Genomic DNA, 14,985 nt, shown 5'->3' with positions numbered 1-14,985 from the left:
CCCATTTGCGCAGCGCCAAGTGTTAAAGATACGAATACGAGTGGAACAACCATCATTTTAATAAGTGCGATAAATACTGAGCCAAATAATACAAAACCAAAACCTACAATATAATCTTTTACGATTACATTATCACCAAATGGATTTAAGACTAAACCCGTGATGATACCAAGTAGCATTGCCACAAGGATTTTTTTTGTTAAATTAGTACCTTTCATGTTCTTCCCCCTTTAAAATATTAATAAATATTAAAAGTACACCTTATTTATAAGGGCGGAACTACACATTCCTACAAATTTCGACACATTCCTACTCAAAGTTATTTCTTTTTTGAAATATAAAAATGCTATATCGATAGATTGGCACATGTGTGGAGACACGTTTGGCCTTAAATCGATATAGCACTTTTTGAAAATTAATTATACAGCTGGCGTTGCAGAAGATTGCTTCTTCTTTTGTTGAATTACAAATGCAGCACCGAGTAACAACATTGCTACAATATTGAGTGTTAAATGAGTCGTTACCATCATGGCACCTCCGATGATAAACATTGCTCTTTCAAACATGTTCATCCTTGCAGAGAAGTACCCGGTTAGTCCGGCTGCTACAGATATAATACCAATGATTGAAGTAATTACAATGAATACGAGCTGTATTGGCGTAACATTGATTAACAACAATTCAGGACTATAAACAAATATATAAGGAATTAAAAAGGCAGCTATTGCCAGTCGTGATGCCTGTACCCCTGTTCTCATCGGTTCTGACTTCGCAACACCCGAGGCGGCAACTGCTGCTAGAGCAACTGGCGGTGTAACATCTGCTACGATACCAAAGTAGAATGCAAACATATGGGCTGCTAAAATTGGAACATTCAGCATTAATAGTGCCGGCGCAGCAATTGTCGATGTAATAACATAGTTTGCTGTAGTTGGTACGCCAATCCCTAAAATTAATGATGTTATCATTGTAAAGAAGAGGGTCATTAACAGATTGCCATTTGCAATGCTAACCAACAAGGAACCCATTTTTAGGCCCAGTCCAGTCTGTGTTACAACACCGATAATAATACCAGCGGTTGCACAAGCTGCAATTACAGTTAAAGCACTTCTTGCACCGTTTACGAGACCTTCAAAAATTTCATAAGGTGTTAAACGCGTTTCTTTTTTAAGAGATGAAGCCAATAAGGAAGTGGCAATGGCACCAAGTGCAGCTCTAATTGGCGTATAACCTGCAACAAGTAGATAAACTACAACGATGATCGGAACCAATAAGTGACCACGTTCTCTCATTACTCTTCCCACTTTAGGAAGCTGATCTTTAGGCATGCCTTCAAGTCCAAGCTTTTTAGCCTCAAAATGTACACCAGCCCAAACACCAAAATAATATAGTAAAGCAGGGATAACAGCTGCACCAATTACCTGTACGTATGGTATGTTGGTAAACTCTGCCATAAGGAATGCAGCTGCGCCCATTATTGGAGGCATTAATTGTCCACCTGTGGAAGCCGTTGCTTCTACAGCACCAGCAAACTCAGGTTTATATCCAAGCTTCTTCATCATTGGAATGGTAAAACTACCTGTTCCAACAACGTTTGCCACAGAACTACCTGTGAGTGTTCCCATAGATGCACTTGAAATTACCGCTACCTTTGCTGGTCCACCTGGTGCACCACCTGCGATTGAATTTGCGATATCGATAAAGAACTCGCCCATTCCGGTTTTTTCTAAATATGCGCCAAATAAGAGGAACATGAAGATGAAAGTTGATGAAACCCCAATCGGAATTCCAAAGATACCTTCAGTTGTATAAAATAAATGTTGTACCAAATCATCCATTGCAACGCCTCTATGTGCAAGTTGTCCAGGAATCATTGGACCAACAAGTGCGTAGATGATAAACGCAACAGCGATGATGACCATAGGCCAACCTATAACTCTTCTAGCCGCTTCTAAAACAAGTAAAATTGCAATCATTCCAACAACCATGTCCATAGTGGTAACTCTTCCAGCTCTCAGTACAAGTTCACCGTAGTTGAAGAAGACATATAGACATACTGATCCAGCAAGCGCTGCCAGACCACAATCAAAAGGATGTAATTTTTCTCTAGAAAACTTTTTGGTAGAAGGATATAAGAGATATACAAGTGTTAAACCAAAGGCCAAATGCACCGATCTTTGTAAGAGCGCATCCATAACACCAAATATCCCAGTGTAAAGCTGAAATATAGAAAATAAAGCGAGCAAGCCTATTAGGAACTTTCCTTGCATCCCGCTTAATACTCTATAATCAGAACCCTTGTCATATTTCCTGAGCAGATCATCTGGCGTACCTTCAGATACAGGCTCTGTTTGATTTTTCAAATTAACGTCAGACATGACACCGTTCCTTCCTATAAAATTATATGATAATTGCCGATTTCAAAGACATTTTTCTCTACTGCATAGATTTTGATTGAAACTGTTTTTTCATTTAATAAATCAATAATATTAATCAACTTGTTGTTTACGGTTATTGTATGCTTGGGGATTGGAGAAATGATCATGTTTAAGCTAGGCATCTCTCTTTCAAGATACAAAATGAACTTCCCATCTACAATTTCAAAATCCGAATCATTTATTTGTTCATAGGGAAGCCCTACTCCAAAAGACTCATAAATGGTCTTCTGGAGCAGAAGCGTATTTTGTTCAGTAATATAGAAATATTCATCTGCAGGTGTTAATAAGACTGAATGAATGTAGCTGAGTACAAAATGATTGTCCTTTGGGAAAAAGGTCTCATATACACCACTGGCTTTATCCTCGATTACCAACACTTTTGTTTTATGAATAGTCGATACAAAGAACACACTGATCAATAATATACTGAGTATAATAATGACACTGATTTTCTTCAATTCTTCCCTACTCTCTTTAATTACTCGTTAAAGTATCTTTCTGCACCTGGATGTAATGGTACTGACATCCCTTGAGTTGCAGTATCTTTAGTGATAAATTTACCAACGTTGTGAGCTACAACAACACGGTCATGATTTTCATAAATTTGCTTAGTTAATTGGTATGCTAATTCTTCATCAAGATCAGCAGAAACACAAAGCATAGATTTTACAGTAAGTGTTTTTACATCAGCAGTTTGCCCTTTGTAAGTGTCTGCTGGAATGACATACTCAGTAAAGAAGCCATAGTCAGCTTGTAATTTAGCTGCAACATCACCATCAACTGGAACGATGTAAACATCATTTTGTGCAGATAAATCTTGGATAGCAGCTGTTGGAATACCAGCTGTTAAGAATGCTGCTTCAACTTGCTTATCTTTAAGACCTGAAGAAGCTTCAGAGAATGATAAGAATTTAGCATCGATGTCTTTATCGAAATCTAAACCTGCAGCTGCGATGATTTGTCTAGCATTGGCTTCAACACCTGAACCGATTGCACCAACTGCTACTTTTTTACCCTTTAAATCCATAACAGATTTGATATCTGGATTCGTTGTTACGATTTGTAATGGCTCGCTGTATAAAGTTGCAAGACCTCTAAGATCCCCAAATGTTTGTCCTTCAAACATTTTAACGCCATCATGAGCATACATAGCGATATCGTTTTGTACGATTACAACTTCAACTTTTTTATCCATTAATAAGTTGATGTTGGCTACAGAAGCACCTGTACTTTGAGCTGTTGCGTTAACACCTGGAATGTTGTTGTTCCAGATTTCAGCAAATGCGCCGCCAAGTGGGAAGTAAGTTCCCGCTGTACCACCTGTACCAATATTAACAAATACTTGTTTCGCTGGTTCTGCTGGTGCAGCTTCTGGTGCAGCTGCCTCAGTTGATTCAGTAGCAGCTGGTTCAGCCGCTGGTGCTGGTGCAGCTTGTTGTGAACAACCTGCTAATAGAGATAACATTAAAACTAACACTAATAGTACCGATAATGCTCTTTTCATAATTTCCTCCTACTCATTTAAATAATAAAAAACCCACCCGTACTTTCATTTTTGACACACAAAAAAACTACTAGTACATATTATTTATACTAGTAGCCCTACATTTTCCTACAGATAACTACATTTTCCTACCGCTAAATGTAAATTTTTTTTAACGAATGCATGAACACATGTTAACATTGCAAGGTATATTCTGAAAACAAGACGTTTTTATCCCGCTGTTTAAGCGGATCTATTTGTTCATTTCAATGATTAATCCGGCTATGAATTTTTTTATGTTTATCTTACCAGGGTCCTTAGAGCGCTGTTTCAAATACTCCATTTCTTTTCTAACTTCTCTGAATTCAAACAAAGTACTGGCATAACGGTCAAAGTAAATATTTTCATAGTCATCTAAACCAATTTCTGCAACCGTTTCAAGGGCTTGTCCAATCGTCCTTCTAATTCTCTGCTCTATGGTTTTCTCATTGACGATTTCGCCCTTTTCTCGCTCATACTTATCACTAACATAAGTATAAAGCTCTGTTAATCGGTAATCTAAAACTTTTTTTCTTATCCCGTCATCAAGACCCAAGATAAACTCTATTATATGCAAAATATCCTTAGTACCTGCATCGCTAATGACGCCAAGGTGAGAAAGAATTTCTTTTGCACTGGAAAGAGGGTCTTGAGTGTTGTTGATAAGTTTTGACTCTTGGTCCCCATTGAGAGACTGCATATTTTTAAAAGCAGATTGAAAGGAATCAATCACTTTTTTCATTTTAAGCTTCTCATCGATTCTCTTAACAACATTGATGACTTCGATGACATTGATTGGTTTGTTGATATAGAACTCAATACCACTGTTATATGCTTTTGAGACCATATCCTTGGCATGAACCTCACTAATCATAATGAAGGGTAACTCTTTAAAATCTGGCTTGAGCTGTGTCACTAAAGTAATACCGTCAATCTTGGGCAAAAGTAAATCCACAATAACGATGTCAGGCTTTAGTCTTTTTATCTCTTGAACAGCCTTTTCACCAGTGGTATCTTTCCCAACGACATCCCCTAATTTTTGATTGACTATGATCTTAGATAAAATGCTTATTACACTTATATCATCATCAATTAAGTAAAAATTGTAATTCATAAACACCTCACTATTTTAGTAGCGTTTCTGTATCTTCTCGATCATTCACAAGTCTATGTCTCGGTATCATAATGTTAAAGTTGGTGCTTACCCCCTTTTGAGATTCTACCGTCAACTTACCATTCAATATTTCTTCTATAAGATATTTTGCATGTGTTAAACCAATGCCTGATGACATGATGCCATTGACTTCATTATATTTGGTTGAAAAACCCGGTTCAAAAATTAGATTGAGATCAAGTTCTTCAATCCCCACACCATCATCATAGACGCTAATAAAGACAAAGTCATCTTGAACATTTTCATAGATACTAATAAGTCCAGTACGGTCTATTGCTTCTATGGCATTTACCACAAGGTTGTTGAGTATTGAAATTAATGTAAAATACTCACTTGTTTTAAAATTATAGAACTTATTGGTTTGAAAAGCAATTTTCTTTCCTTTAGCCTCAGCAAGTTTTTTATTGGTTTCTACCACTATGCTGAGAATCTCGAAAAATTGCATTTGGAAATTGGAAGTTTCCTCAATGCTTTTTTCGATGCCAGCAATTACTCTTGTATAATCCTTTTTTATCTCATGGATATCCTTTGCAACCGATAAAATTGCAGTTTTTTCATCACTATCTTCAATACGTTCATAAATTTCAAAACTTCTCCTCATGGCATCTTCAATGTCATTTTTTGATTTTCGGAGGAAAAACAACTCTGTTTTCAAGCTTGACATCAAAACGATTTTCTCCACAAACTTTTGATGGTTTTGTCTGTCTTTCACATGCTGTAGATAATAGCCTGAGATATAAATCATAATTGTTGTAAAAATAGTTCTAAACAAGCCAATAATAATGATTGTATAAATGACTTGCTCAAAATTTGCATTTTGCCATTCTTGTCTAATAATAACTTCAATAATATTTGGAATACTGTCACATATCCATATACTTAAAAACAAGGCCAATGGATTCTTTAAGAAACTTCTCACATCCAACAGCACAAAAAAGATGCTATAAAAGATATAGAAAAAAACCACTGGATAGTAAATCATAAACGCTTCAAAAAAAGTTCCATTCTGATTGAACACAAAAACGGAACTTCTCACGAGAAACATCAATATCCCCACTAGATTAATTGTAGAAATCGGATTAATCTCCTTAAAGGTCAGAATAAGGATATTCAATACAACAACTGCAAAAGTAAGTCTAAACTCTGTCCCAAATGGTGTAAAATAAATCTGCCCCATAAAAGTGGTAAATACCGCCACTAAAATGAGCTTCTCAATATTTCTAGATTTTTCATTGATCAAGCCCAAATCACATCCCCATATTAAATTATTACATTTATTTTATCACATTATTAACAAAAAAAAAAACGCATACTTGAATGAAGAGCTTCATTTAAATATGCGTTCCTATAATTGTCAAAATGTTCTATTTTTCACAAAAAGCTTTTAATCGTTTCAAGCCTTCTTCAATATTGGCCATACTCGTTGCATAAGAAAGTCTAATATAATCATCTACACCAAATGCAATCCCAGGAATTACTGCTATATTCGCCTCATCCAATAATAGAGATGCCAAATCGATTGAGTTCTTTATTTCAACATTGCTTATTGTTTTACCAAGAAAATGAGAAATATTAACCATAACATAAAACGCACCCTCAGGTTCAACACAGGAAACGTTTTTGATATTTTTAATGGTTTCAACCATATATTGACGTCTTTCATCAAATGCCTTACGCATTTCTTCAATAGGCGTCTGATCCCCATTTAAAGCTTCAATACTTGCATATTGCGCAATTGTATTTGGATTTGATGTAGCATGTGACTGAATATTGCTCATTACTTTAGCAATTTCCACAACACTTGCAGTGTAGCCAATACGCCATCCTGTCATAGCATAAGCCTTACTTAGGCCATTGACAACAATCGTTCTCGCTTTAAGATCATCCGATAGTGCTGCAATTGAATAATGCGTATTGCCATAAATCAATTTTTCATAAATTTCATCTGAGATGATATATAGGTCATGTTTTGTAGCAAAAGCACCGATTTCAGCTAATTCTTCCTTTGAGTAAACTGCACCGGTTGGATTGTTTGGACTATTAATGATAATTGCCTTAGATTTTTCTGTAACAGCCTTTTCCAGTTGTTCAACAGTCACTTTAAATAAGTTTGAAGCCAATGCTTCAACCAAGACAGGTTCTCCATCTGCCATCTTTACAAGCTCGTAGTAGCTTACCCAATAAGGTGAAGGAATAATAACTTCATCCCCTGGATTTAATAATGCTTGTAGGGCATTACAAAGCGAATGCTTTGCACCAGATGATACAACAATTTGCTCTGGCTTGTAATCCAAACCATTATCACGCTTTAGCTTTGCACAAATTGCTTGTTTTAATTCGATTAAACCAGATGCTGCAGTGTAACCGTTTCCACCTTTTTCAATTTGTTTTATAGCAGCTGTTCTGATGTACTCTGGCGTGTTGAAATCCGGTTCCCCAGCACCAAAGCTAACGATATCGACACCACTATCCTTTAATTGTTTGGCTTTAGCTGTAATCGCTAAAGTCATTGATGCAGAAATTCCGCAATTTTTATGAGACAAAGACTTCATAGTTTCAACCTCCAACATTATCTGAATTCATGTTCATTATAGCAACTCTTATAGATGATGTACACGTCTATAATTAAGCTTTTTTGTATTATCTGAAATAATAATAAAGCCTTTTCAATTAAATTCTTTAAATATTTCACCTACTCGCAAATTCAACTTTGGGTTCTCTGATACATTTGAATTTTTGCCCATCAAAGTTGTAAATGTGGAGTTTCGCATTTCCTGATACGTGATAATCTTTAATATTTTCGATCTGATCGTTGTTAAAGATAAGTCTTAACATCATAAGCGTGATACCGTGCGTAACGATCATGACGCGTTTAACCATATTTTGCTCAAAGTGATTTTTAAGTATATCCTTCACAAAAGCATTCACACGCTCATAAAGTACATAGTAGTTCTCGCCATCATCGATTGAGAACTTTTCTGGCTCATCATAGTATTGCTTATATTGCACAGGATATTGTTTGGCAATATCTCTTGAAAGCATGCCTTGCCAAGGGCCAAGACCTATTTCTCTTAATCGGTCATCACATGTTATTTTTACAGAATAATCTGTTGCGATTTCCAGTGTTTTTAGGGCACGCTCTGAAGGTGACGAATAATAAGCATCAAAGTCAAGCCTACTGATTTCTTCTCCTAGATAATAGGCACTTTGTACGCCATTTTCAGTTAGTGGTGAATTAAGCCACCCCTGCATTCTTCCCATGACATTCCATTCCGTCTGCCCGTGTCTGGCCATATATATTTCTAGCATCTAGCTTCCTCCAACAATATTATCCCTACCATTTTATACGATATCTTAACACATTTACAAGCCCCTTAACCTATTTATATGAATTATTTCATAAAAAAAAGCATATGACAAATCAATCATATGCTTCAGGTGTCCGTTCATTAATACTCATCATACCAATCATCTGAGTTTGAGTCCGAATATAGGTCATCTGCTAAGGTATAACAAAGTTCTTCAGGTGAACATAAATTTCTTTTAATTGCATCTAATCTAAGCGATGCATATAATTGTGCTTTTGTGGCATCGACATATGGGTTAACAAACCATGTTCCAATCCCGAATAAGAGAAGGCCTAAAATGTACCATCCTAAAAAGGATAAATCAAGAACAAACATGTCCCATTTCTGTCCATTTGTCATATCCATGCTTAACTCTATCGCTCTACTGCTTTCGATATTAGGATTATCCGCTAGGATATAAGGCACCATTGAATAGGCGTACATCTTAATAATGCCAGGTATGATTAACAACAAGAACCACAAAAGATTATAGATGCCCTTAATGAACATGGTCACAACTATGTTGAAATAATAATCTGAATTAAAGCCAAAGCCAACTTCTTTAAAAGTAACTTCGCGTTCAGTGCCTCTTAAGTAATAGTTTCTTCCACCAACTTCTAACACATAGCCAATAAAGACTTTAAGTAAAATCACAACAATCATAATGACAATAAAGATTAATGAAATTGCAGGCACCCAAGCCCAAAATCCACTAAGATCAACATCGCCCCCCTGAAACACTTGTTCAGACGGCATTGAAAACTTTGAATTATTATTACTTGAACCTGAAGATGTAACAAACATAAGTATTAAACTTACAAAAAATGCGGTTATATAGTTCTGCTTCAAAAATCGTTTTGCTTTCGTTTTTAACTCTAACCTAGTCCACATACGATCACTCCCTAATTATTTTCTATCTCTATTCTACATCAAAGCGCTTTAAAAAGCATTTGAAAGATATTAAAAAAAGGTTAAAATTAGGTCTACATTATTAATTATCTATTATTGAGGTGGTTAAGGACCCCAGTATCCACTATTAAGATTGAAAGCCTTTATGAACTTAGGTATAATAAATTGACAGATTAAAGATATAAAGAGGTATACATGAAGCTGAATGTTTTAGATTTGGGAATTATGGATTATGAGGAAGCCTTTTCACTTCAAGAAAAACTATTAAACGACGTACAAAATGGTTCAGAAGACCAGCTTATCTTGCTTGAACACCCGAAGGTCATCACGCTCGGCATAAATGCAGATTTGACAAATATATTGATGCCTACTGAAGATTTGCAAAAGCTTGGTTATCAAATTATTCAAACACGTCGCGGTGGTGATGTCACCTATCATGGACCAGGACAGCTCGTGGGTTATACCATCTTTAATATAAAAAAAAATCACGGCAGCAGCGTGAAAAAGTATGTATTCCAATTAGAGCAACTGTTCATTGATCTACTGCGAAACCAATATCAGATAAATGCAGATAGAGATCCCATTAATTCTGGTGTTTTCGTTGGTAATTCAAAGATACTGGCTTTGGGGCTTTCTGTAAAAAAGGGTGTGACCATGCATGGCTTTGCACTTAATGTGAATACAAATCTCACAGATTTCGATGTTATTGTACCTTGTGGCCTTAAAGCACGTACTGTAACCAGTATTAAAACACAAATAAATGCTGAGATAGATATGAACACCTTAAAAAAACAAGTCATAAATGCCTTTTATGAGACCTTTAATTTTGAAAGATAGCCTTAGTTGATTAAGTGCTTAATCGATCCAGCGTTTTTGCGCTTTGAAATGCAAATCACTTTGAAACCAAAACTTCAAAACAGATCAATCTTATGGTTTCAATGAAATAGACAAACAAGGACTCTTGGTTATAAATACACCAAGAGTCCTTCATTTTTTTTCAATAACATTAGAATTCAGACCTAACTAAGCAAGTATATTCAACTTACTCTTTTGTGCATCCATCTGAATTTTTTGAGTTGCAATCTGATATTGCTTTAAATAATCCTGCTTCTTCATTTCAGTGATTTTTGAAGCTAAATCATCCTCTAAATTCGATCTTGATGCCACCGTATTTTGCTGAGCAATGTTATTGGAACGAACAGTCGATTCAAACCCATTGCTTTGACTGCCCATTTTAGATCGAGCAGTATTAACTTTCTCAATTGCTTCGTCTACTTTACTAATATCAAAATCACCAGTTACATTGAAATCAGACAAGCCGAGGCTTTCTAAACTCGTGTTTTGGAGTTGCATTTGAGTCCCCTGATTACCTGTTTGAACATTGAGACCTTGATTCTGATCAAATAGTTTAATCCGATTAAACTCTGTATTTTTTAGAGTATCGTTAATCGAACTCTTAAGACCATCTATTTGTGCCTGAATTGCACCCTTGTCTTCAGCTGTTAAGGTTCCGTTTTTTGCTTGAATCGCAAGTTGCTTCATTTCCTTTAAAGGATCAGCAACGGACTGAAGTGCACTGTCAGCAGTTTTTAATAAATCCACCGCAGTTTGAGTATTTTCGGTTCCTTGATTATACGCATTGACTTGTGCAGTCATTTTCTGTTCAATGCCAATGTTTGCCGGTTTCTTTTGAACGCCTTGAATCATAGGATTAAACGAACTCGATTCTATTTTCACAACATCACCACACTTTCAAAAAGAATTAAAGCCTAATTTATATATACCCATCATTGGTTATGTCAACCATTTTTTTAGTATTTTTTTAATGTCCCCATCAACCCTCTCGCAAGACTTGAGCCCAAAGATCGGCCAAGTGAAGTAAATAAACTCTTTGCCAGCTTAGTCATCATGGTATCAGGTTTTCGTCCACCTTTACCTCTAGGTTTTACCTTAGAAACAGTAGGCTTGGCCTGCCTCTTTTGCAACATTTCATAAGCAGAATTTCGATCAACAACCACATCATACTTTAATTTTAATGAATGATCAAGATAATAATTGCAATGATCTACTCTTCCAATGGCGCTTGATGGTGAAAGCATTACAGCTTCTTCAAATGAAGAAGGTATACCATCTTCATCTAACACTGAAATACAGACTTCACCAACACCAAACTGCTTCATTTTTTCAAACAAATCCCTTGAGATCATCTGTTTCTTCATATCATTTGATGAATAGGAACGAATGCCATGCTGAATTTTATTACCGAGCTGGGCCAAAATCACATCAGGAATATCAGAAGCACTCTGGGATATAAAGAATATGCCTACCCCTTTTGACCTTATCAGTTTAATAACTTGTTCAATTTTATCTAGTAAAACATCTGATATGCCCTTAAAAATCAGATGAGCCTCATCAAAAAATAATACCATCTTTGGCTTATCTAACTCACCCTCTTCAGGGAGTTGTTCATAAAGCTCCGAAAGGAGCCATAGTAAAAAAGTCGCGTAAAGCTTATCATTTGAAATTAATTTACTGGCCTCTAAAACGTTGATAATGCCATTTTTATTAAAAAGGTCGCCAATTTCAAGTACACTCTCTCCAAAGAAGACATCGATGTCGCTCGCTGTTAATGCACGCTGTATTGCACTTAGCGATTGTTTGTTTAAGGTACCATAATCAGACTCAAAGTCCTTATTGTGCTCATAAAAATACTTGACCAATTGTGTTAGATCTTTAAAGTCCAGTAATAATAAACCTTCATCGTCAGCTATTTGATACAAAGTATGTAGTAGATTGGTCTGGTTTTCGTTAAGCTTTAACAACTTGGCCATTAAAACGGGCCCAAAATCACTTACAGTTGTTCGAATAGGCAATCCAAACTCATTATAAATATCCCAATACTGGACTAAAAACTTTTTAAATTCAGGCACTTCAAGACCATGTTTGTCAATATATCTTTCCAGCTTCGGCGTAATCTCTCCTGGCATACCAAATCCATTTAAGTCACCTTTAACATCAATTAGAAAAACTGAAGCTTCGAGTTCAACCATCTTTTCGGCTAGAAGCTTTAATGTCACAGTCTTACCTGTGCCAGTTGCGCCTGTGATGTAGCCGTGTCTAGTAATCATACTACTATGTAGGGGTATAAATCCTTCAGATTTACCTTTTGCAATGTTGATTTTCATGAATTCACCTCAAAATCATATGTTATTTTAAAACACTTATTTAAATACTATGTTTTATTTTATCATAAAAAAAATAGAGCTGCTAATAAAAGATATTAGTCCACTCTATTTGATTTACGACCTAGAACAATCAAGTTAATTAGCCTATCAATAAATTCATATACTCATTTAGGCTCTGGCGTATGTGACCTTCAACACCTTCGACAGACTCAGCAGTAAGCATCGAATTAATAACAGCCTCCTCAGTCGCCTCAGTAACAGCCCTAAAGGCAATATCAATTTGATTTTCAACGATAAAGTTAAACTGATTTATTTTTTTATCGCCACTAATATTAATCTTATTCGCGGTTGAAAAACCTATGGCAATTTCACCACTGCCATGGCCAATGAAAGAGCCCAGTCTACTTAGCCCGTTTGCTGACCTTTTACAAATTCTCTTAAGTTGTCTTTCTGAGACGGGTAAATCAGTTGCTATGATGATCATACAGGACCCCCTATCCAAGTGCATTTCTTCAACATTGGCATCACGTTTTGCTTGTATTTGCTTTCCGATTTGCTTATGATTGATCACTAGATCTGAAAGTATACCATGATTTGATAAGACCATGACACCTAATGTATAGGTCTCACCTTCAATTTCAAAAGCTCTCGAAGCCGAACCTATTCCGCCCTTTAAGTGGTGACAAGACATGCCGCGTCCAGCACCAACTGCACCTTCATTAAAATCTTCACATGCCATTTCAATGGCATTTATCAAATGAATTGGTTGGATTGCTTTATGGGTAATATCATTGAGATAACTATCATTACATTCACCAACAAGCGCATTAATGGATTTAATGGGATATTCGGTCCTTGCAACCATATAGTCAATCATTGCATCTTGAATTCGGCCCACAGCCAATGTATTTGTAAGTGCAATTGGTGATTCAATCGTACCTAGTTCTTCTATTTGAACCAGGCCAGTTGTTTTTCCAAATCCGTTTATCACATGTGAAGCAGCCAGTAGCTTATTTTCAAAGACATTATCAGCAGATGGCATTACCACAGTAACACCCGTTTGTACTGCCCCCGCATTAATCGTAAAGTGTCCAACACGAACGCCTTTTACATCTGTGATTTTATTTAGAGGTCCTTTTTTAAGATGGCCTGTGTCAATACCAATCTCATGAGCTCGATAAGGGTGATTCTGTATAAATTTCTGCCGATTTAAATAATATACAGCCTGTTTGTCCATTGATATTACAGTACTCAACGAAAAATCAAATTTATTAAGTACTCCAATAGACGCATGGTTGTCTACATCCGTAACCCCTTCCACAATAGAGAGTCCAAGCACCTTAAAGGCAAAGCTCAGAACCAATTTGCAGGCTTCATGGGCAAATGCCTTTTTTTGATAATTTTTTCCAATTTCATATGCAAGCTCTGCTTTGTTATCCCTTTTATTCAAATTCCAAAGTGATACAGTCCCTATAACCTTACTTGATGATTTAAGGACAATGCACCAGAAGAATCCATCACCGTTTTTCTGCCCTTTAATCACCTGATTAACAAATTGCTGAGCGTCAACTTGTGAAAAATTTGAAGACAGGTCTATCATATCTGTTGAAAAATTTGAATGTCTAATCTCATAAATCTGATCAACATCATCTTTAGTTAAGGGTCTCAGCAATATTCGATTAGTCTCAAACTCTAGTGAGTTGTTCAAGTTCAGCTCATTTTTATCATTAGATTTCATTCAAACCTCCATTACAGTGTTCTATGACATTAATATTTTTAACATCCGATCTGTATCATTTAAAAATTGTTTTGTGATATTATAATGCTCTGTTTCAACATATTTTAATTTTTTGTAGTCCTGATCTACACTGAAAATCTGTGCATTAGGATAGGACATTAAAATTGGAGAATGTGTTGCTATGATAAATTGGGAATCCTCTCTAACCAAGTCATGCATTCTTGACAGTAGTGCCATCTGGCGCGTAGGTGATAAGGCTGCTTCAGGCTCATCTAAAATATATAGGCCCTTTCCTGTTAAGCGATTTAAAAACAGTGTCAAAAAAGATTCTCCATGAGAGAGCTTGTGAAGTGATTTACCACCATAAGAATCGATTATTCTCGGGCCGCCTGGTTCTTTATCGAGTTCATCAATATGTGATGCTACGTTATAAAAGCTTTCAGCCCTGAGAAAAAAACCGTCTTTAGGACTGTACACACCCTTTACCAATCTCAAATGATCATGTAATCCAGAATGGGAATCTGTAGTAGAAAAATTGAAATTCTTGGTTCCACCCTCAGGATTATAACCATATGCCACTGCGATGGCTTCAAGGACTGTTGATTTACCACTCCCATTCTCACCAATTAAAAAAGTGACATTGGGATGAAATTCAAGACTTGTTAAGGCTTT

General features: G+C 36.1%; 14 protein-coding genes. 1 reads left to right on the top strand and 13 read right to left on the bottom strand.

The annotated features are described in order from the left end of the window. From AC220I_RS09360 to AC220I_RS09320, 9 genes are all read right to left on the bottom strand, one after another. Positions 1-218: cation:dicarboxylate symporter family transporter (locus AC220I_RS09360; RefSeq protein WP_486723558.1), on the bottom strand; the 218-nt coding region annotated here is incomplete at its 3' end. A gap of 201 nt (positions 219-419) precedes the next feature. Continuing rightward, positions 420-2,378 carry a TRAP transporter permease gene (locus AC220I_RS09355; protein WP_486723557.1) on the bottom strand — a complete coding sequence of 653 codons (1,959 nt, stop codon included), beginning with the start codon at positions 2,376-2,378 and terminating at the stop codon, positions 420-422. A 14-nt stretch (positions 2,379-2,392) separates the two neighbouring features. Continuing rightward, entirely contained in the window at positions 2,393-2,896 is a 504-nt protein-coding gene (locus AC220I_RS09350; RefSeq protein ID WP_486723556.1) for a DUF1850 domain-containing protein, read from the bottom strand. Positions 2,897-2,916: 20 nt separating this feature from the next. Then, the gene (locus tag AC220I_RS09345; RefSeq protein WP_486723555.1) at positions 2,917-3,942 is read right to left on the bottom strand and encodes a TAXI family TRAP transporter solute-binding subunit; all 1,026 of its coding nucleotides are present in this window, start codon (positions 3,940-3,942) and stop codon (positions 2,917-2,919) included. Positions 3,943-4,174: 232 nt separating this feature from the next. After that, on the bottom strand, positions 4,175-5,074 hold the full coding sequence (locus AC220I_RS09340) for a response regulator (RefSeq protein WP_486723554.1): 900 nt from the start codon (positions 5,072-5,074) through the stop codon (positions 4,175-4,177). A gap of 10 nt (positions 5,075-5,084) precedes the next feature. After that, positions 5,085-6,380, bottom strand: a complete 1,296-nt coding sequence (locus AC220I_RS09335) for an ATP-binding protein (protein WP_486723553.1) — start codon at positions 6,378-6,380, stop codon at positions 5,085-5,087. A 118-nt stretch (positions 6,381-6,498) separates the two neighbouring features. After that, complete coding sequence (locus AC220I_RS09330; RefSeq protein WP_486723552.1) at positions 6,499-7,686, bottom strand: pyridoxal phosphate-dependent aminotransferase; 1,188 nt, start codon at positions 7,684-7,686, stop codon at positions 6,499-6,501. 136 nt (positions 7,687-7,822) lie between these two features. Then, the gene (locus AC220I_RS09325) at positions 7,823-8,443 is read right to left on the bottom strand and encodes a histidine phosphatase family protein (protein WP_486723551.1); all 621 of its coding nucleotides are present in this window, start codon (positions 8,441-8,443) and stop codon (positions 7,823-7,825) included. Between the two features lie 140 nt (positions 8,444-8,583). Next, the gene (locus AC220I_RS09320) at positions 8,584-9,372 is read right to left on the bottom strand and encodes a DUF975 family protein (RefSeq protein ID WP_486723550.1); all 789 of its coding nucleotides are present in this window, start codon (positions 9,370-9,372) and stop codon (positions 8,584-8,586) included. A 213-nt stretch (positions 9,373-9,585) separates the two neighbouring features. On the opposite strand from AC220I_RS09320, the gene lipB reads away from it, so the two are divergent. Continuing rightward, positions 9,586-10,227, top strand: coding sequence for a lipoyl(octanoyl) transferase LipB (gene lipB / locus AC220I_RS09315; protein ID WP_486723549.1), 642 nt, complete (start codon positions 9,586-9,588; stop codon positions 10,225-10,227). Positions 10,228-10,413: 186 nt separating this feature from the next. Here lipB and AC220I_RS09310 read toward each other — a convergent pair whose 3' ends face one another. The 4 genes from AC220I_RS09310 to AC220I_RS09295 all read right to left on the bottom strand — a co-directional run. Further along, positions 10,414-11,127 carry a flagellin gene (locus AC220I_RS09310; RefSeq protein ID WP_486723548.1) on the bottom strand — a complete coding sequence of 238 codons (714 nt, stop codon included), beginning with the start codon at positions 11,125-11,127 and terminating at the stop codon, positions 10,414-10,416. Between the two features lie 74 nt (positions 11,128-11,201). Continuing rightward, the gene (locus tag AC220I_RS09305) at positions 11,202-12,575 is read right to left on the bottom strand and encodes a helicase HerA-like domain-containing protein (protein WP_486723547.1); all 1,374 of its coding nucleotides are present in this window, start codon (positions 12,573-12,575) and stop codon (positions 11,202-11,204) included. Between the two features lie 139 nt (positions 12,576-12,714). Beyond that, positions 12,715-14,313, bottom strand: a complete 1,599-nt coding sequence (locus AC220I_RS09300) for a GNAT family N-acetyltransferase (protein ID WP_486723546.1) — start codon at positions 14,311-14,313, stop codon at positions 12,715-12,717. Positions 14,314-14,334: 21 nt separating this feature from the next. Then, positions 14,335-14,985, bottom strand: a 651-nt coding sequence (locus AC220I_RS09295; RefSeq protein ID WP_486723545.1) for an AAA family ATPase, incomplete at its 5' end; no start/stop codon positions are given.

It is taken from the genome of Fusibacter sp., assembly GCF_057447755.1.
The sequence above is the reverse complement of the archived record's forward strand: the minus strand, read 5'-3'. Positions and strand labels throughout refer to the sequence as shown.